The 18,309-nt window shown below is 72.3% G+C and carries 13 protein-coding genes; 2 read left to right on the top strand and 11 right to left on the bottom strand.

Going from position 1 to position 18,309, the window contains the following annotated elements:
• Positions 1 to 57: 57 nt before the first annotated feature.
• The 5 genes from ABZ836_RS20020 to ABZ836_RS20040 all read right to left on the bottom strand — a co-directional run bounded on the left by ABZ836_RS20020 (position 58) and on the right by ABZ836_RS20040 (position 5,725).
• On the bottom strand, positions 58 to 1,152 hold the full coding sequence (locus ABZ836_RS20020) for a branched-chain amino acid aminotransferase (protein ID WP_356136997.1): 1,095 nt from the start codon (positions 1,150 to 1,152) through the stop codon (positions 58 to 60).
• Between the two features lie 276 nt (positions 1,153 to 1,428).
• Positions 1,429 to 2,472 (bottom strand): 3-isopropylmalate dehydrogenase, encoded by a 1,044-nt coding sequence (locus ABZ836_RS20025; protein WP_356136995.1) that lies wholly within the window; start codon positions 2,470 to 2,472, stop codon positions 1,429 to 1,431.
• A gap of 91 nt (positions 2,473 to 2,563) precedes the next feature.
• Positions 2,564 to 2,716: a hypothetical protein gene (locus ABZ836_RS20030; RefSeq protein WP_356136993.1), complete on the bottom strand. Its 153-nt coding sequence runs from the start codon at positions 2,714 to 2,716 to the stop codon at positions 2,564 to 2,566.
• A gap of 360 nt (positions 2,717 to 3,076) precedes the next feature.
• Positions 3,077 to 4,708 carry an L-glutamate gamma-semialdehyde dehydrogenase gene (gene pruA / locus ABZ836_RS20035; protein ID WP_356136991.1) on the bottom strand — a complete coding sequence of 544 codons (1,632 nt, stop codon included), beginning with the start codon at positions 4,706 to 4,708 and terminating at the stop codon, positions 3,077 to 3,079.
• A 90-nt stretch (positions 4,709 to 4,798) separates the two neighbouring features.
• Complete coding sequence (locus tag ABZ836_RS20040) at positions 4,799 to 5,725, bottom strand: proline dehydrogenase family protein (RefSeq protein WP_361143938.1); 927 nt, start codon at positions 5,723 to 5,725, stop codon at positions 4,799 to 4,801.
• Positions 5,726 to 5,850: 125 nt separating this feature from the next.
• On the opposite strand from ABZ836_RS20040, the gene ABZ836_RS20045 reads away from it, so the two are divergent.
• A complete protein-coding gene (locus tag ABZ836_RS20045) occupies positions 5,851 to 7,047 on the top strand; it encodes a helix-turn-helix domain-containing protein (protein ID WP_361143941.1) in 1,197 nt (398 codons plus the stop codon).
• On the opposite strand, the gene ABZ836_RS20050 is transcribed toward ABZ836_RS20045, so the two are convergent.
• The gene (locus ABZ836_RS20050) at positions 7,006 to 7,611 is read right to left on the bottom strand and encodes a TetR/AcrR family transcriptional regulator (protein WP_356136985.1); all 606 of its coding nucleotides are present in this window, start codon (positions 7,609 to 7,611) and stop codon (positions 7,006 to 7,008) included. The two genes, ABZ836_RS20045 and ABZ836_RS20050, sit on opposite strands and share 42 nt — an antisense overlap.
• A gap of 95 nt (positions 7,612 to 7,706) precedes the next feature.
• Between ABZ836_RS20050 and ABZ836_RS20055 the strand changes: the two genes are divergently transcribed.
• Positions 7,707 to 9,218, top strand: coding sequence for an MFS transporter (locus tag ABZ836_RS20055; protein WP_361143944.1), 1,512 nt, complete (start codon positions 7,707 to 7,709; stop codon positions 9,216 to 9,218).
• 191 nt (positions 9,219 to 9,409) lie between these two features.
• Here ABZ836_RS20055 and serA read toward each other — a convergent pair whose 3' ends face one another.
• The 5 genes from serA to ABZ836_RS20080 form a co-directional block, all read right to left on the bottom strand.
• Positions 9,410 to 10,999 (bottom strand): phosphoglycerate dehydrogenase, encoded by a 1,590-nt coding sequence (serA, locus tag ABZ836_RS20060; protein WP_356136981.1) that lies wholly within the window; start codon positions 10,997 to 10,999, stop codon positions 9,410 to 9,412.
• Between the two features lie 225 nt (positions 11,000 to 11,224).
• On the bottom strand, positions 11,225 to 12,223 hold the full coding sequence (gene ilvC / locus ABZ836_RS20065; RefSeq protein ID WP_356136979.1) for a ketol-acid reductoisomerase: 999 nt from the start codon (positions 12,221 to 12,223) through the stop codon (positions 11,225 to 11,227).
• Between the two features lie 141 nt (positions 12,224 to 12,364).
• Positions 12,365 to 12,889: an acetolactate synthase small subunit gene (ilvN, locus tag ABZ836_RS20070; RefSeq protein WP_356136977.1), complete on the bottom strand. Its 525-nt coding sequence runs from the start codon at positions 12,887 to 12,889 to the stop codon at positions 12,365 to 12,367.
• A 20-nt stretch (positions 12,890 to 12,909) separates the two neighbouring features.
• Positions 12,910 to 14,760 (bottom strand): acetolactate synthase large subunit, encoded by a 1,851-nt coding sequence (locus tag ABZ836_RS20075; RefSeq protein WP_356136975.1) that lies wholly within the window; start codon positions 14,758 to 14,760, stop codon positions 12,910 to 12,912.
• Positions 14,761 to 15,006: 246 nt separating this feature from the next.
• Entirely contained in the window at positions 15,007 to 18,102 is a 3,096-nt protein-coding gene (locus ABZ836_RS20080) for an EAL domain-containing protein (protein WP_361144045.1), read from the bottom strand.
• Positions 18,103 to 18,309: the final 207 nt, after the last annotated feature.

Here is an 18,309-nt window from a genome sequence, read left to right on the forward strand (position 1 = left end):
GGGGCCGTGGGAGCGCCGCCGTGCCGGGCAGCCCGGCACGGCGGCGCGGGGGCCGGGTCAGCAGACCTTGTGCATCCAGCCGTGCTTGTCCTCGGCGGTGCCGCGCTGGATGTCCAGCAGGGCGTTGCGCAGGCGCACGGTGACCGCGCCGGGCTCGCCGGAGCCGTGCTTCCACTCGGCGCCGCTGCTGCGCTTGACCGTGCCGACGGGGGTGATCACCGCGGCGGTGCCGCAGGCGAAGACCTCCCTGAGGGCGCCGCTCTCGGCGTCGGCCTGCCACTGGTCGACCGAGATCCGGCCCTCCTCGGCGGTGTGTCCGAGGTCTCGGGCGACGGTCAGCAGCGAGTCGCGGGTGACGCCCTCGAGGATGGAGCCGCTGAGCGCCGGGGTGACGATCCGGTCCTCGTAGACGAAGTACAGGTTCATGCCGCCGAGCTCCTCGATCCACTTCCGCTCGATGGCGTCGAGGTAGCAGACCTGGTCGCAGCCCACCTTGGCGGCCTCGGCCTGGGCCATCAGGGAGGCCGCGTAGTTGCCGCCGGTCTTGGCGTCGCCCATGCCGCCGGGGACGGCGCGGACGTGCTCCTCGGCGACCCAGATGGAGACCGGCTTCACGCCGCCCGGGAAGTAGGCGCCGGCCGGCGAGGCGATGACCAGGAACAGGTACTCCTTGGCCGGCCGGACGCCCAGGCCGACCTCGGTGGCGATCAGGAACGGGCGCAGGTACAGCGACTCCTCGCCGCCGTGCGCCGGGACCCAGTCGACGTCCTGCTCGACCAGCGCGTCACAGGCCTCGATGAAGGTCTCGACGGGCAGCTCCGGCATGGCGAGACGACGCGCGGACGCCTGGAAGCGGCGGGCGTTCTTCTCGGGGCGGAAGACGCCCACCGAGCCGTCGGCGCGCCGGTAGGCCTTGAGCCCCTCGAAGATCTCCTGCGCGTAGTGCAGGGTCATGTTGGCCGGGTCGAGGGAGAGCGGGCCGTAGGGGACGAGTTCGGCGTCGTGCCAGCCACGGCCCTCGGTCCACTTGATCGTCACCATGTGGTCGGTGAAGTGGCGGCCGAACCCGGGGTTGGCCAGGATCGCTTCCCGCTCGGCCGCGGGCAGCGGGTGCGAGGTGGGCTTGCGCTCGATCGTGGGCGTCGTCGTCATCTGCAGAACTGTCCTTCACCGTTGTAGTGACGGGCCGCGCTTCCGCTCGCCTTCCCCGGGGATCCGGATGGCCCGGTGGAGGGGGCGTCCGGCCGGCGCGTTCCCGCGGTGATCGGACGCGACTCCGTGTCCGATTATCGCAAGAGGGTGCCCGGTGAAGGAACGGTGCGGTGGTGGGGCCCTGCGTTTCGATGGTGGCACCCGGCGGGACATGGCGGAAGCCGCCGGGTGCGAGGTGCTTCCCGGCGGCTTTCGTTGGTGGTGGGCGGCCGGAGGTCAGCCGGCTACTCGTGCGGCGAGCGCGTCGCCGATCTCCTCGGTGGACCGGGCGGGCAGGCCCGCGCGCTCGACCAGGTCGGCGGCGACGGCATCGTCGATCCGCGCGGCCTCGGCGTCGAGACCGAGGTGGCGCAGCAGCAGCGCGACGGACAGGACGGTGGCCGTGGGGTCGGCCTTGCCCTGGCCCGCGATGTCGGGGGCGGATCCGTGGACCGGCTCGAACATCGACGGGTAGGCGCCGCTCGGGTTGATGTTCCCCGAGGCGGCGACGCCGATTCCGCCGGAGACGGCGGCGGCGAGGTCGGTGATGATGTCGCCGAACAGGTTGTCGGTGACGATCACGTCGAACCGCTCGGGCTGCGTGACCAGGTAGATGGTCGCGGCGTCGACGTGCATGTACTCGGTGGTGACCTCGGGGAACTCCTGGGCGACGCGGTCGAACACGTCGGTCCACAGGTGACCGGCGAAGGTCAGCACGTTGTTCTTGTGGATCAGCGCCAGCTTCTTGCGCGGGCGGGCCTGCGCGCGGGCGAACGCGTCGCGGACCACGCGCTCGACGCCGAACGCGGTGTTCACCGAGACCTCGGTGGCCACCTCGTGCTCGGTGCCCTTGCGGATGGTGCCGCCGTTGCCCGTGTAGGGGCCCTCGGTGCCCTCCCGGACCACCACGAAGTCGATCTGCGGCTCGCCGGCCAGCGGGGTGGAGACACCCGGCAGCAGCTTGGAGGGGCGCAGGTTGACGTGGTGGTCGAAGGCGAACCGCAGCTTGAGCAGGAAGCCGCGCTCCAGCACGCCGGAGGGGACGGAGGGGTCGCCGATGGCGCCGAGCAGGATCGCGTCGTGCCCCTGGAGCGCGGCGAGGTCCTCGTCGGTGAGGGTCTCGCCGGTGGCGTGGTACCGGCGGGCGCCGAAGTCGTACTCGGTGGTCTCCAGCTTCACGTCCTGCGGGAGGACGGCGGAGAGGACCTTCAGGCCTTCGGCCACGACTTCCTGCCCGATGCCGTCACCGGGGATCACTGCGAGATCGATGCTGCGAGACATGTCCGCACCCTAATCGGTCGTCCCAAGGAGTGGCCCGTGCCGTCCGCCATCCGGACAGAAGGGCGGGCCTCCGTCCGTGCGGGCGGCGGCGTCAGTGGCCGGTCGCCCCGCCGTTGTCGCGGCGGTCGAGGGCGCGCTGGAGGGCGGCGGCGGCGTTGCGGCGGTCGGCGTCGGCCACGTGGGACCGGCGGGCGCGGGAGCGGGCGGTGGCGTGCGGGTGGGGGGCTGCGGTGGTCTCGGACATGACGCTTCGGCTCCTTCGACGGGACTGCGGCAGGAATGCGGCAGCGATGCGGCAGGAAGAGGGGTTCCAGGCGCCGGAAGGGGCGGGGAGCGGCACGCCGCAGGGGTCACCTGCGCGGGGGCGTGGCTCGCCAACGCCGTTCGCCGGATCGGGCGGAACGTTCGGCTTCCACCAAGCTAGGCCAGGCGGGCTTGGATGTCTCCACAGTTACTCGGAAGTCCTACTATCCGAGACGGGGACCACCCCATCGGCCGCACCCGTGCCCCGGCGCCCCGCGTGTACCACCGTGCGTACCACCGGAGAACGGGTCCGCCCCCGCCTCCTCCGGGAGGCGGGGGCGGACCCGTCGGACAGGGGCGGTCAGCCCATGTGCGGGTAGCCGTACTCGGTCGGCGGGACCAGGGTCTCCTTGATGGCCCGGGTCAGGGTCCAGCGCTGCAGGTTCTGCGGGGCGCCGGCCTTGTCGTTGGTGCCGGAGGCGCGGCCGCCGCCGAAGGGCTGCTGGCCGACCACGGCGCCGGTCGACTTGTCGTTGATGTAGAAGTTGCCCGCCGCGTAGCGGAGCTTCTCCATCGTGTAGGCGGCCGCGGCGCGGTCCTGGGAGATGACCGAGCCGGTGAGGGCGTAGTCGGAGGCCGACTCCATCTGGGTCAGCATCTCGTCGTACCGGTCGTCCTCGTAGACGTACACGGCGAGGATCGGGCCGAAGTACTCGGTGGTGAAGACCTCGTTCTCCGGGTCGCCGCACTCGATGACGGTCGGGCGGACGAAGTAGCCGACCGAGTCGTCGTAGGTGCCGCCGGCCACGATCGTGCAGGCGTCGTCGGCCTTGGCGCGGTCGATGGCGGCCTTGTTCTTGGCGAAGGCGCGCTCGTCGATCACGGCGCCGATGAAGTTCGACAGGTCGGTGACGTCACCCATCCTGATGCCGTCGACCTCGGCCGCGAACTCCTCCTTGAACCCGTCGTTCCAGATGGAGGCCGGGATGTAGGCGCGGGAGGTGGCGGAGCACTTCTGGCCCTGGTACTCGAAGGCGCCGCGGGTCAGCGCGGTCTTCAGGATCGCGCGGTCGGCGCTCGGGTGGGCGACGACGAAGTCCTTGCCGCCGGTCTCGCCGACCAGGCGGGGGTAGGTGCGGTACTTCTCGATGTTGGCGCCGACCGTCTTCCACAGGTGCTGGAAGGTCTTGGTGGAGCCGGTGAAGTGGATGCCGGCCAGGTCGCGGTGGTTCAGCGCGACCTCCGAGACCGCGATGCCGTCACCGGTGACCAGGTTGATGACGCCCTTGGGCAGGCCCGCCTCCTCCAGCAGCCGCATCATCAGCACGGCGGCGTGGGTCTGCGTCGGGGACGGCTTCCACACCACGACGTTGCCCATCAGCGCGGGCGCGGTCGGCAGGTTGGCGGCGATGGCCGTGAAGTTGAACGGCGTGATCGCGTAGACGAAGCCCTCCAGCGGGCGGTGGTCCATGCGGTTCCACACGCCCGGGGAGTTCGCCGGGGGCTGCTCGGCGAGGATCTGGCGCGCGTAGTGCACGTTGAAGCGCCAGAAGTCGACCAGCTCGCAGGGGGTGTCGATCTCGGCCTGCTGGGCGGTCTTGCCCTGGCCGAGCATGGTGGAGGCGGCCAGCGTCTCGCGCCACGGGCCGGACAGCAGCTCGGCGGCGCGCAGGATGATCGCGGCGCGGTCGTCGAAGGACATGGCGCGCCAGGCCGGGGCGGCGGCCAGGGCGGCGTCGATGGCCTCCTGGGCGTCCTGCTGGGTGGCGTTGCGGCCGGTGCCGAGGACCGCCTGGTGGTTGTGCGGCTGGACGACCTTGAACTCCTCGCCGCCGCCGAGGCGCTTGACGCCGCCGATGGTCATCGGGAGCTCGATCGGGTTGTCGGCCAGCTCCTTGAGCTTGGCCTCCAGCCGGGCGCGCTCGGCCGAGCCGGGGGCGTAGCCGTGCACCGGCTCGTTCACGGGCGTGGGGACCTGGGTCACAGCGTCCATGGGTTCCTTCTCCTTGTGAGAGCTCTCAGCGGTGGGGCGGTTGTGCGGGCGAGCGGTGCTGTGTGGTGCGGTCTGGTGCGGCGCGGGGGCTCAGCCCTTGCTGACCATCGAACGCAGGAAGAACCGGAGGTTCGACGGCTTCTCGGCGAGACGGCGCATGAAGTAGCCGTACCAGTCGGTGCCGTACGCGGTGTAGACACGCATCCGGTGACCCTCGGCGGCCAGACGCAGCGACTCGTCGCCGCGGATGCCGAACAGCATCTGAATCTCGTACTCCTCCATCTTGCGCCCTGCGCGGCGCGCGAGCTCCTGCCCGATGGAGATCATCCGCGGATCGTGCGACCCGATCATGGGGTAGCCGTTGCCGTTCATGAGGATCTTCAGGATCCGCACGTAGGCCTTGTCGATCTCCGCCTTGGACTGGTGGGCGACCTCGGCGGGCTCCTTGTAGGCGCCCTTGACGATGCGCACGCGGCTGCCGTTCCCGGCCAGACGGCGGGCGTCCTCCTCGGTGCGGAACAGCATCGCCTGCAGCACGCAGCCGGTCTGCGGGAAGTCCTCGCGCAGCCAGGCGTGGGTGGCCAGCATCTTGTCGATGGTGGTGTGGTCCTCGGCGTCGAGGGTGACCGTGGTGCCGATCTCGGAGGCGGCCTCGACGACCGGGCGGACGTTGGCGCGGGAGATCTCCACGCCGTTCTCCAGGTCCTGGCCGAACATCGAGAGCTTGACGGACATCTCGACCTTGGGGCCGAGCTCCAGCTCCTTCAGGTGGGCGATCAGCTCGAGGTAGGCGTCGCGGGCCGCCTCGGCTTGCTCGGGCGTGGTGACGTCCTCGCCCACCACGTCCATGGTGAGCTCGAGGCCCTGGTCGGTGAGGCTGCGGATGATCGGCAGCACGTCGTCGACGGTCTCGCCGGGGATGAACCGGTCGACGACCTGCTTGGTCCCCGGGGCCGCGGTGACCAGACGGCGCATCCTGTCGCTGCGCGAGGCGGCGAGAATCACGGGACCCAGCACGGGGACCTCCTGATGAAGCGAAAGTGACGAGGGCGTGGACCGCCGATTCGAACGGTAGGGATCCAGGTTCCGTTTCACCTATCGACACCTGTCACGGATCCGCGGCTTTCCTCTCAGACATCTGTATGAAGAGGGGGGAGAATGGAGCGGTGAGACCCGACTACCAGGAACTCGTCGACGAGATCTCCGCCCTGCTGGGCGTGCCGGCCACGCTGGAGGGCCGCGACTTCGGCCTGATCGCGTTCGGGGTGCACGACGGCCTCGGCGACGAGGCCGCACTGGACCCCGTGAGGACCCGGACGATCCTGGCGCGCAGCTCGTCCGCGCAGGTCAGGGCCTGGTTCGAGGGCTTCGGCATCGCCCGCGCGAAGGGGCCGGTGCGCATCCCCCCGGCGCCCGAGGCGGGGGTGCTGCGGGGCCGGATCTGCCTGCCCGCCCGCTCCCGCGAGGTCGTGCAGGGATACGTGTGGCTGCTGGAGTCGGAGCCGGGCCCCACCGAGGAGCAGCTCAAGGCGGCCATGCGGGTGGCCGGACGGATCGGCGCGCTGCTGGCCGAGGAGGCGTCCGCGGAGGACGCGGTGACCCGGGAGTTCCGGCGGGTGCTGGAGACCGGCGGCCCGGGGCGGGAGCGCGAGATCGCGCTGACCGCGCTGGAATCGGCGCTCGGCCCGGACGCCGGCGACCTGTACACCGTGGTGTGCGTGACGCCGTGGACGGAGGAGGACCCCCCGTCGGCCCGCCGGGTGCCGGGCACGGCGGCGGCCTGCGCGGCGCCGCTGACGGGCGGCGCCCAGACGCTGGCACTGCTGGTGCGGGTGCGCACCGGCGCGGAGGTGCCGGCCTCGGTGCTGACCTCCGTGGCGCGGCTGGCGCCCGGCTCGGCCGCGGGGGTGGGCGGGCCGCGGCGGGGTGCGCGGGAGGCGGGCGAGCTGTGGGACCAGGCGCTGGCCGCCGCCCGGGCCGCCTCCGCCGAACCCCGGCTGGGCCCGGTGGCGCAGTGGTCGGGGATCGGCCCGTACCGTCTGCTCACCCGGCTTCCGGCCGGCGCGGCGGAGGACACCGCCCTGCGCGGCCTGCTCGCCCACGCCGAGCTGGCCCGCACCGCGGAGGTGTTCCTGGACCACGCCGGGCAGGCGGGCCGTGCCGCGGCGGCCCTCGGCATCCACCGGCAGACGCTCTACTACCGCCTCTCCCGGGTGGAGCAGCTCACCGGCCTCGACCTGGACGACGGCGAGCACCGCCTCCTGCTCCACATGGGGGTCAAGGCCGCCCGGCTGGGGTCACCGGCCCTCGGCGGGGGCCGGTCGCCCCGCGGCGGGTGATCCCACCAGCCGGAACAGGCCGTCGGCGAGCCGGTCGCCGTCGGGGGCGAACTCCGGGTCGAGCGTGTGCTGGGCGATGAGGCCGCTCATCAGGACCATGGCGAGGCCGCCCACGGTGTCCGTGAGCTCGTCGTCGACCTCTTCCTCCGGGATGCCCAGCAGCAGCGCGGCGAGGCCGCGGCCGCCCTCCTTCTGGGCCTCGGCGAGGTTGCGTCGGATCTCGGGAAGCCGGTCGCCCAGGGCGATGATCTCCATGCTGAGGTGCCAGATCGAGTCCGGCCGCCGCAGTGAGTCGACCAGCGTCCGCAGCACCGCCCGCACCCGCTCGGGGGACCCGGGAGCGGTGCCGGCCGGACCGGCGTCCCAGTCGAAGCGTTCCGCCTGGTCCTCCACCAGCGCCACGTACGCCTGGGCGAGCAGCGCGTCCTTGGAGCCGTAGTGGTAGCCGATCGACGCCAGGTTGGCCCCTGACGCCCGCACGATGTCGCGCGCCGTGGTCCGGGCGAACCCCTGCTCCAGCAGGCAGCGCTTGGCGCCCTCCAGCAGATCCTCACGATGACCCATGCCGCCACTCTATCCGCATCCGTACACACGTCTCTGACGACTGTATTATACACTCGTCATAGACGAACGTATAAGACGGGTGTACGGTTCCCGGTATGACGACGACTCCCACCCCGGCCCGGGCCGGACGCCGCGAGTGGACCGCGCTGACGGTGCTGATGCTGCCGCTGCTGCTGGTCTCGATGGACGTGTCGGTGCTCTACTTCGCGGTCCCGGCGATCAACGCCGACCTCGCGCCCACCGGCACCCAACAGCTCTGGATCTTCGACATCTACGCCTTCGTGCTGGCCGGTCTGCTGATGACGATGGGCTCGCTGGGCGACCGCATCGGCCGCCGCCGGCTGCTGCTGTTCGGCGCCGCCGCGTTCGGCGTGGCCTCGCTGGCCGCCGCCTACGCCGACAGCGCGGTGGCGCTGATCGCCGCCCGCGCGGCCCTCGGCATCGGCGGCGCCACCCTGATGCCCTCGACGATGGCGCTGGTCCGCACGATGTTCACCGATCCCCGGCAGCGCGCCCAGGCGATCGGTGTGTGGACCGCGGTGATGACCGGCGGCGTCGCGCTGGGTTCCGTGATGAGCGGGGTGCTGGTCGAGTTCTTCTGGTGGGGTTCGGTGTTCCTGGTGAACCTGCCCGCCATGGCCCTGCTGCTGGTGCTCGGTCCGGTGCTCCTGCCGGAGTCCAGGGACCCGTCACCGGGCCGGTTCGACCTGTTGAGCGTGCCGCTGTCGATGGCGGCGGTGCTGCCCCTGATCCACGGTCTGAAGGAGTTCGCCTCCGACGGCCCGCGGGCGGAGCAGGGCCTCTTCGTCGGCACGGGGCTGCTGTTCGGGGTGCTCTTCGCGTGGCGGCAGCGCACCGCGGCCTCCCCGATGATCCCGCGCGGCCTGTTCCGCTCCCGCGGCTTCGGCCCGGCGGTGGCGCTCAACGCGGTGTCCGCGCTGGGCATGATGGGCTCGTCCTTCTTCACCACCCAGTACCTGCAGTCGGTGCTCGGCATGAGCGCCCTGGAGGCCGCCCTGTGGTCGCTGGTCCCGTCCCTGCCGATCGGCGCGACGGCGCCGGCCGCGACGGCGCTGGTGCACCGGGGCGTGCCCCGGGTGCACGTGGTGACGGCCGGGTTCCTGATCGCCGCCGGCGGTTTCGCCCTGCTCTCCGCGCCCGGCACCGACTCGCTGGTCCTGCTCCTGGTCGCGGCCGGGGTGCTGGCCTGCGGCATCGTGCTGGTGATGTCGCAGATGACGGACCTGGCGCTGGGCGCCGCCCCGGTGGAGAAGGCGGGTTCGGCCTCCTCGCTGCTGGAGACCGGCGCGGAGTTCGGCGGCGCGCTCGGCATGGCCGTGCTGGGCTCCGTCGGCACCGCCGTCTACCGCGACCGCATCCCCGACGCGGCGCCCGAGGCGGCCCGGGAGACCCTCGGCGGGGCGCTGGCCGTCGCGGCGGAACTGCCCGGACGCGCGGGCGAGGCCCTGACCCAGGCGGCCCGGGTGGCCTTCACCGAGGGCATGCACGCCGCCGCGCTCACCGCGGCCGCGGTGCTCGTCGTCGCCGCGGTCGTCGCCGCGGCCACGCTGCGGGGCATCGGCGTCCGGAGCACCGGGGAAGGGTGATCCGCCCCTGCTCCTGCGGGGCGGGAGGGGCGGGAAAGGCAGGAAGGGCGGGAAGGGCAGGCAGGGCGGGGAGAACCGGGGAGAACCGGGGAGACGGACCCGCGGGCGCCGGCCCGGGAAAGCCCGCGGGCCCGCCCCCGCCCGTGCGGAACGGGTGGGGGCGGGCCCGGGTCGGGCAGGGGCGGGTGCCGTCAGGTGAGGTTGATGGCGCGCGCGGAGGTCGCGCCGATCTCCTCGGCCAGCTCCGACAGCACCGCCGGCGGCACCGTGTCGTCGACCGTCAGCACCGCGAGCGCCTCGCCGCCGGCCGCGGCGCGGGCGACCTGCATCCCCGCGATGTTGACGCCGGACTCGCCGAGCACCCGGCCGACCGTGCCGACCACGCCGGGACGGTCGGCGTAGCGCAGCACCAGCATGTGGTCGGTCAGCGCCAGGTCCACGTCGAACTCGCCGACGGCGACCAGCTTCTGGTGGTGCTTCGGGCCGGCCAGCGTGCCGGAGACCGACACCTCCGTGCCGTTGCCCAGCGTGCCGCGCACGGTGACCACGTTGCGGTGGTCGGGCGACTCGGAGCTGGTGGTCAGCCGCACCTCGACACCGCGCTCCTGCGCGAACAGCGGGGCGTTGACGTAGGACACCGTGTCCTCGACGACGTCCTCGAAGACGCCCTTCAGCGCGGAGAGTTCCAGCACCTTGACGTCGTGCTGGGTGATCTCGCCGTACACCTCGACGTCGAGGCGGACCGCGACCTCGCCGGCCAGCGCCGTGAAGATGCGGCCCAGCCGCTCGGCCAGCGGCAGACCCGGCTTGACGTCCTCGGCGATCACGCCGCCCTGGACGTTCACCGCGTCCGGCACCAGCTCACCGGCGAGCGCCAGCCGCACCGAACGGGCGACGGCGATACCGGCCTTCTCCTGCGCCTCGTCCGTGGACGCGCCCAGGTGCGGCGTGGAGACGACCTGGTCGAACTCGAACAGCGGCGAGTCCGTGCACGGCTCCTTGGCGTAGACGTCGAGGCCGGCGCCGGCGACCCGGCCCTCCTTGAGCGCCGAGTACAGCGCCTCCTCGTCGACGATGCCGCCGCGCGCGGCGTTGACGATCCGCACGGTCGGCTTGACCTTGCGCAGCGCCTCGTCGCCGATCAGGCCGAGCGTCTCCGGCGTCTTCGGCAGGTGGACGGTGATGAAGTCGGAGACCTCGAGCAGCTCGTCCAGCGTCAGGACCTTGACGCCCATCTGCGCGGCCCGGGCGGGCTGCACGTACGGGTCGTAGGCGACGACCTTCATGCCGAAGGCGGACATCCGCTGGGCGACCAGCGCGCCGATCCGGCCGAGGCCGACCACGCCGAGGGTCTTCTCGGCCAGCTCGACGCCCGTGTACTTGGAGCGCTTCCACTCGCCGTTCTTCAGAGCGGCGTTGGCCTGCGGGATGTTGCGGGCCGTGGCCAGGAGGAGACCGCAGGCCAGCTCGGCGGCGGTCACGATGTTCGACGTGGGGGCGTTGACGACCATCACGCCGGCCTTGGTGGCGGCGGAGACGTCGACGTTGTCGAGGCCGACGCCGGCCCGCGCGACGACCTTCAGCTTGTTCGCCGCGGCGATCGCCTCGGCGTCGACCTTGGTGGCCGAGCGGATCAGGATCGCGTCGACGTCGGCGAGGGCCGGGAGCAGTTCGCTCCGGTCGGCCCCGTTGCAGTGCCGGATCTCGAAGTCCGGACCGAGTGCGTCGACGGTGGCGGGCGACAGCTCTTCAGCGATGAGTACGACAGGTTTCGAGCTCACGTGAGTCCTCAATTGCGTTGCGGACGGCCGTCCCGACGGCCGCAGGCGTGGAGGGGTGCTAGCCGCGTGGAAGACGCACGACGCTGTGGGCCTGACGCGTATGCAGTGCAGTGTAGTGGGGTGCCGGACATCGTCCCGCGCCTGTGCGGAAGGATCACCCGTCCGTGGGGTTTCGCGAGGGGGCAGGGCCGGGGCCGGAGCGTCGCTCCGGCCCCGGCAGTGGGCTTACGCCTCCTCGTCGACCCAGCTCATGAGCTTGCGCAGCTCCTTGCCGGTGGTCTCGAGCAGGTGCTGCGAGTCCTGGTTCTTGTACTCGTTGTACTTCTTCAGGCCGCCGTGGTACTCGTCCATCCACTGCTGGGCGAAGGTGCCGTCCTGGATCTCCGCGAGGACCTTCTTCATCTCGGCCTTGGTGGCGTCGGTGATGATCCGCGGGCCGGTGACGTAGTCGCCCCACTCGGCGGTCTCGGAGACCGACCAGCGCATCTTCTCCAGGCCGCCCTCGTACATCAGGTCGACGATCAGCTTCAGCTCGTGGAGGCACTCGAAGTAGGCGATCTCCGGCTGGTAGCCCGCCTCCGTGAGGGTCTCGAAGCCGGCCTTGACCAGCGCGGCGGTGCCGCCGCAGAGCACGGCCTGCTCGCCGAACAGGTCGGTCTCGGTCTCCTCGGTGAAGGTCGTCTTGATGACGCCGGCGCGGGTGCCGCCGATCGCCTTGGCGTAGGACAGCGCCAGCTCGAAGCCCTTGCCGGTGGCGTCCTGCTCGACGGCCGCGATGCAGGGAACGCCGCGGCCCTCCTCGTACTGACGGCGCACCAGGTGGCCCGGGCCCTTGGGGGCGACCATGCAGATGTCCACGCCGGCCGGGGCCTTGATGAAGCCGAACCGGATGTTGAAGCCGTGGCCGAAGAACAGGGCGTCGCCGTCCTTCAGGTTGTCCTTGATCGACTCCTCGTAGACCTGCGCCTGGATCGGGTCCGGGACCAGGATCATCACGACGTCGGCCTCGGCCGCGGCCTCGGCCGGGGTGACCACGCGCAGGCCCTGCTCCTCGGCCTTGGCGCGGGACTTGGAGCCCTCGTGCAGACCGACGCGGACGTCCACACCGGAGTCGCGCAGCGACAGGGCGTGCGCGTGACCCTGGCTGCCGTAGCCGATGACCGCGACCTTGCGGCCCTGGATGATGGACAGGTCGGCGTCGGCGTCGTAGAACAGCTCGGCCACTTCGGTTCACTCCTATGTTCTGCAGGGTTGTCGGTCTGCAGGTGTCGCAGGTGTCGCGCCCAGCGTATGACCGGGCGGGGGAAGAGGTTCTGCGGTCTCGCCATGCGGGCGAGCCGGGGGTGTGCGGGGCGCCGGCCCGGGTCAGGAGGCGCGGTCGAGGGCCCGCAGCGAGCGGTCGGTGATGGACCGCGCGCCGCGCCCTATGGCGATCGTCCCGGACTGGACCAGCTCCTTGATGCCGTACGGCTCCAGCATCCTGAGCATGGCCTCCAGCTTGTCGCTGCCGCCGGTGGCCTCGATGGTGACGGCCTCCGGGGAGACGTCCACCGTCTTGGCGCGGAACAGGTCGACGATCTGGGTGATCTGCGAGCGGGTCTCGTTGTCCGCGCGCACCTTGACCAGGACCAGCTGGCGCCGGACCGACTGGGACGGGTCCAGCTCGACGATCTTCAGGACGTTGACCAGCTTGTTGAGCTGCTTGGTGACCTGCTCCAGCGGGAGGTCCTCGACGCCCACCACGATGGTGATGCGGGAGATGTCGGGGTGCTCGGTGACGCCCACGGCGAGCGAGTCGATGTTGAACCCGCGGCGGGAGAAGAGCGCGGCGATCCGCGCCAGGATGCCCGGCGTGTTCTGCACCAGGACGGAGAGCGTGTGCTTCGACATGTCAGGTGTTCCTCGCTCCATCACTCTTCGTTGTCGCCGAAGTCGGGGCGGACGTCCCGCGCGGCCATGATCTCGTCGTTGGAGGTGCCGGCGGCGACCATCGGCCAGACCATCGCGTCCTCGTGGACGATGAAGTCCACGACGACCGGGCGGTCGTTGATCGAGTTGGCCTCCTCGATGACCTTGTCCAGCTCGTCGGGCGACTCGCAGCGGATGGCGTGGCAGCCCATCGCCTCGGACAGCTTGACGAAGTCGGGGACCCGGGTGCCGGCGCTGGGGCCCTTGGCCTCGGCGGCGGGGCCGGAGTGCAGCACCGTGTTGGAGTAGCGCTGGTTGTAGAAGAGCGTCTGCCACTGGCGGACCATCCCCAGGGCGCCGTTGTTGATGACGGCGACCTTGATCGGGATGTTGTTCAGGGCGCAGGTGGTGAGCTCCTGGTTGGTCATCTGGAAGCAGCCGTCGCCGTCGATCGCCCAGACCGCGCGCTCCGGGTGGCCGGCCTTGGCGCCCATCGCGGCGGGAACCGCGTAGCCCATGGTTCCGGCGCCGCCGGAGTTCAGCCAGCTGCCCGGCCTCTCGTGCTGCAGGAAGTGCGCGGCCCACATCTGGTGCTGGCCCACGCCCGCGGTGAAGATCGTGCCCTCGGGGGCGAGCTGCCCGATCCGCTCGATGACCTGCTGCGGGGAGAGCGAGCCGTCGGCCGGCAGCTCGTAGCCCAGCGGGTAGTTCTCGCGCCAGCGGTCCAGGTCCGCCCACCAGGCGGTCAGGTCGGCGCGGTGGCCCTCGGAGTGCTCCTTCTGCACGGCCTGGACCAGGTCGGCGATGACCTCGCGGGCGTCGCCGACGATCGGCACGTCGGCCTCGCGGTTCTTGCCGATCTCCGCCGGGTCGATGTCCGCGTGGACGACCTTGGCGTGCGGGGCGAAGCTGTCCAGCTTGCCGGTGACGCGGTCGTCGAAGCGGGCGCCGAGGGCGACGATCAGGTCGGACTTCTGCAGCGCGGTGACCGCGGAGACCGAGCCGTGCATGCCGGGCATGCCCACGTGCTGCGGGTGGCTGTCGGGGAACGCGCCCAGCGCCATCAGCGTGGTGGTGACCGGCGCCCCGGTCAGCTCCGCGAGCACCTTCAGCTCGGCGGTGGCGCCGGCCTTGAGGACACCGCCGCCGACGTAGAGCACGGGGCGCTTCGCGGAGGTGATCAGCCGGGCGGCCTCGCGGATCTGCTTGGCGTGCGGCTTGGTGACCGGACGGTAGCCCGGCAGGTCGACGGCCGGCGGCCAGGCGAAGGTGGTCTTCGCCTGGAGGATGTCCTTCGGGATGTCGACCAGCACCGGGCCGGGGCGGCCGGTGGAGGCGATGTGGAAGGCCTCGGCGATGACCCGGGGGATCTCCTCGGCGCGGGTGACCAGGAAGCTGTGCTTGGTGATCGGCATGGTGATGCCGACGATGTCCGCCTCCTGGAAGGCGTCCGTGCCGATCGCCGAGGACACCACCTGCCCGGTGATCGCGACCAGCGGCACCGAGTCCATGTTGGCGTCGGCGATCGGGGTGACCAGGTTGGTGGCGCCCGGGCCGGAGGTGGCCATGCAGACGCCGACCTTGCCGGTGGCCTGCGCGTAGCCGGTGGCCGCGTGGCCGGCGCCCTGCTCGTGCCGGACCAGGACGTGGCGCACCCGGGTGGAGTCCATCATCGGGTCGTACGCCGGCAGGATCGTGCCGCCGGGAATGCCGAAGACCGTGTCGGCTCCTACCTCCTCGAGCGAGCGGATGAGCGACTGGGCGCCCGTGACGTGCTCGATCGGCGACTGCTGGAGTCCTCCGTGGCGGGGCCGCGGCTGCGGATGGTGGGCCCCGGTGGCCTGCTCGGTCATCGGCATTCTCTTCTCGATGCAGAGTGGTGTGTGCGAGCTTTTTGCGAGGTTTGTTCGGTTGGCGCGTCGTCCCTGTGCAACAAAAAACCCCTCGTGCCGTCAGGCAAGCGAGGGGAGCGCGTCGGGCGGTAGGGCGCTGGATCTCCGGGGATCGGTTCCGGAGGGACCAGCTCAGCCGACGCGCTGTCCAAGTACGAGAATTCGGGTGCGCATGACCTTGACCCTCTACCCGACGCCGGTCGGGTGTCAAGTGGGTGGGACGACGGTCTCACTATGTGGCCGGAGGCCGCTGTGCGGGCGGCCCGCGTAGGCCGTTCCGCCCACGCGGGCCGGGGGCACCGGCGGACGGGCCGGGACCCCGCCGGGGCCGGGCGTGGGGGCCGTCGGACGGCCCGCGGCGCGGAGGGACACCGCGCCCGCGGGCCTGCCTCCGGCCGCCGCGCCCGCCGCCCCGGGGGTACGGGCCGGGCCCGCGGGGACCGGGCAGTGGCCGACCGCGAGCGCCCGGCGGATCCGGTGCTCGTCGAGCGGGGCGGAGAACACCCCGCCGAGGGCGTGGGTGCAGCCCATGACGCGCAGCACGCTCACCTGGTCGGGCAGGTCGACGCCGTCGGCGACGGTCTGCATCCCGAGATCCCCGGCGATCTGCACCAGCCCGCTGGTGATCTTGTACAGGCGGGCGGACTCCACCACGCCCTCGACCAGGCTCCGGTCGAACTTCAGCACCTCCACCGGCAGCCGCCGCAGCGCCGGGATGGACCCGAAGGCGGAGCCGACGCCGTCCAGGGCGAAGCGCACGCCCAGCCGGCGCAGCGTCTTGAGGCGGCTCTCCAGGTCGTCCAGCGGGATCCGCGGGCCGAGGCCGGCGATCTCGAGCATCAGCGACCCGGGGGCGAGTTCGTGCCGGGTCAGCAGTTCCTCTATCGACGTCAGCGGCATCGAACGGTCCAGCAGGCGCCGTGCGGAGATCCGTACCGCCACGGGGGTGCGCAGGCCCGCCCGGAAGCGGTCGGCGGCCTGGACGACGGCCTCCTCCAGCATCCAGCGGCCGAGCGCGGCGGTCCGGTCGTTGTCCTCGGCCGTGCGCAGGAACTCGGCGGGGGTGAACAGCGCGCCCTGGCCGGACCGCCAGCGGGGCTGCGCCGACAGGGCGGTGATCCGGCCGTCGGCCAGGCAGACCACGGGCTGGTGGAGGAGCGTGAACTCGCCGTCGTGCAGCGCCGTGCGCAGCCGGGCGGCGACCTCGGCCCGGCGCACCACGTCCTGCTGCATCTGGGGGGCGTAGAGCTCGACGCGGTCCTTGCCCGCCGCCTTGGCCCGGTACATCGCGAGGTCGGCGTTGCGCAGAAGCTCGCCGGCGCCGAGGCCCGGTTCGGCGAAGGCGACGCCGATGGAGGCGGCGACCCGGACGTCGTTGCCGTCGATGTCGTAGGGCTGGGAGAGCCGGGTCCTGAGGCGGTCGGCCAGCTCCAGGATGTGGCCCTCGCGTTCGGCGGGGTCGCCGGTCCCGTCGCCGACGATGAGGGCGGCGAACTCGTCGCCTCCGAGGCGGGCCGCGGTGTCGCCCTGGCGGACGGCCTCCTGGAGGCGGCGGGCGGCCTGGACGAGGAGTTCGTCCCCGGCCTGGTGGCCGATGGTGTCGTTGACCGCCTTGAAGCCGTCGAGGTCGATGAAGAGCACGGCGGTGCCGCGGTCGGAGGCCCGGCGGCCGGAGAGCGCCTGCCCGACCCGCCGGGTGAACAGCGCCCGGTTGGGCAGGTCGGTGAGCGGGTCGTGCTCGGCGCTGTGCTGCAACTGGGCCTGGAGGCGCACGCGTTCGGTGACGTCGCGGCTGTTGAGGATCAGGCCGCCCTGGTGCCGGTTGACCGTGGACTCGACGTTGAGCCACCCTCCTCCGCGCTGGGCGTCGCCCGGGCGGCGGGGGCTGCCGGAGCGGAAGCGGTACTCGATCCGGATGGGGTCGGCGGGCGGGCCGGCGGCCAGGAAGCGGCGCAGCTCGTGCACGACGCCCGGCAGGTCCTCCGGGTGGATCAGGGCGGCGAGTTCGCGGCCGACCAGTGCCTCCGGGGACAGGCCGTAGACCCCCTGGGAGGCGTCGCTGACGTACCTGAGGCGGCCGTTGGGCGCCGCGATCATGATGACGTCGCTGGAGCCCTGGACCAGGGACCGGAAGTGGTTCTCCTTCTCGGCCAGCTTCTGGGTGAGGGCCATGTTGTCGAGCAGCATGATGCCCTGCCGGACCAGCAGCGCCAGCACCACGGCCCCGGCGGTGAGCAGCACGACCTGGTCCACGGCGTGGCCGGCCAGGACGTTGTAGAGGATGCCCAGCGTGCAGACGGCGGCGGCGAGGTAGGGCGTCAGCGCGGCCAGCGATCCCGCTATGGGCCGCACCGGCGCGTAGTAGCCGGCCTCCAGGCCGGGCGCCGTGGGTCCGAGCGCCGTGGGCCCGGACGCCGGCGGGCACGGGCGTACGGGGCCGCCGGCTCCGGGTCCGCCCGGCGGCTCGTCGGGCGCCGGGGAGGCGGTCCGGGTGCCGCGCGGCGCCCGCGCGTCGGCCGGGCCCGCGGCGGCACCGGCAGCGGCCCCGGGCCCGGCGCGGTTCCCGGCCCGGCTTCCGGCGCGGTTTCCGGCCCGGCTTCCGGCGCGGCGGGACAGGGCGCCCCGGCGACCCTCCCGGGGGTGGGCGAGGGTGGCCGCCCAGGGGGCGTAGGCGAGCAGCAGCGAGCCCGCGAACCAGCCGGCGTCCAGCAACTGGCCGGACCGGTAGCTCTGGTGGAGCAGCGGGGAGGTGAACATCGCGTCGCAGACCACGGTGAGGGCCAGCGCCCCGACCGCGGTGTTGACCGCGGCGCGGTTGGCGGCCGTGCGCCGGAAGTGCAGCGCGAGGACCACGCTCACCAGGGCGATGTCCAGTATCGGGTAGGCGAGTTGGAAGGCCGCGTGGGCGACGCCCTCACCGGCCTGGCCCGCCTTGTGGCCGAGGGCCAGGCTCCAGGAGAGGGTCAGCAGGGAGCCGCCGATCAGCCAGGCGTCGAGCACCAGGCACACCCAGCCGGCCCTGGTCATGGGACGCCGCGCCAGCATCAGCAGGCCCAGGATGGCGGGCGGCGCGAAGCAGAGGAAGAAGAAGTCGGCCAGGCTGGGCCGGGGCATCTCGGCCTGGATGACGACCTCGTACCAGCCCCAGACCAGGTTGCCCAGGCTGGCCATGGCGGAGGAGAGCGCGAACAGCAGCCAGGCGGGGCGGAACGCGTCGGCCTGCCGGCGGGCGTAGAGGAAGCAGGAGACGGCGGCGGCGGCGCCGGCCGCGCTGAGCCCGAAGTCCCCCATGACGAGGGCCATGCGGTGCGAGCCCCAGCCGACCGCCGATCCGAGGGCGTATCCCCCGCAGAGCAGCGTCAGGAGCAGCAGCGGCGTGAGGGCCACGGCCCGGCGCACGAGGGAGAGTTGGCGGGTGGGCCCGGGCAGCGCGGCGGACAGCCGTGGCTCAGGGGCGCCGCACCCTCCGCCGTCGAGGACGGGCGGGGAGAGGGAAGGGGAACTCACCGG

The sequence above is a fragment of the Streptomyces sp. NPDC047130 genome, from assembly GCF_040643475.1.
Classification (GTDB): Bacteria; Actinomycetota; Actinomycetes; order Streptomycetales; family Streptomycetaceae; genus Streptomyces.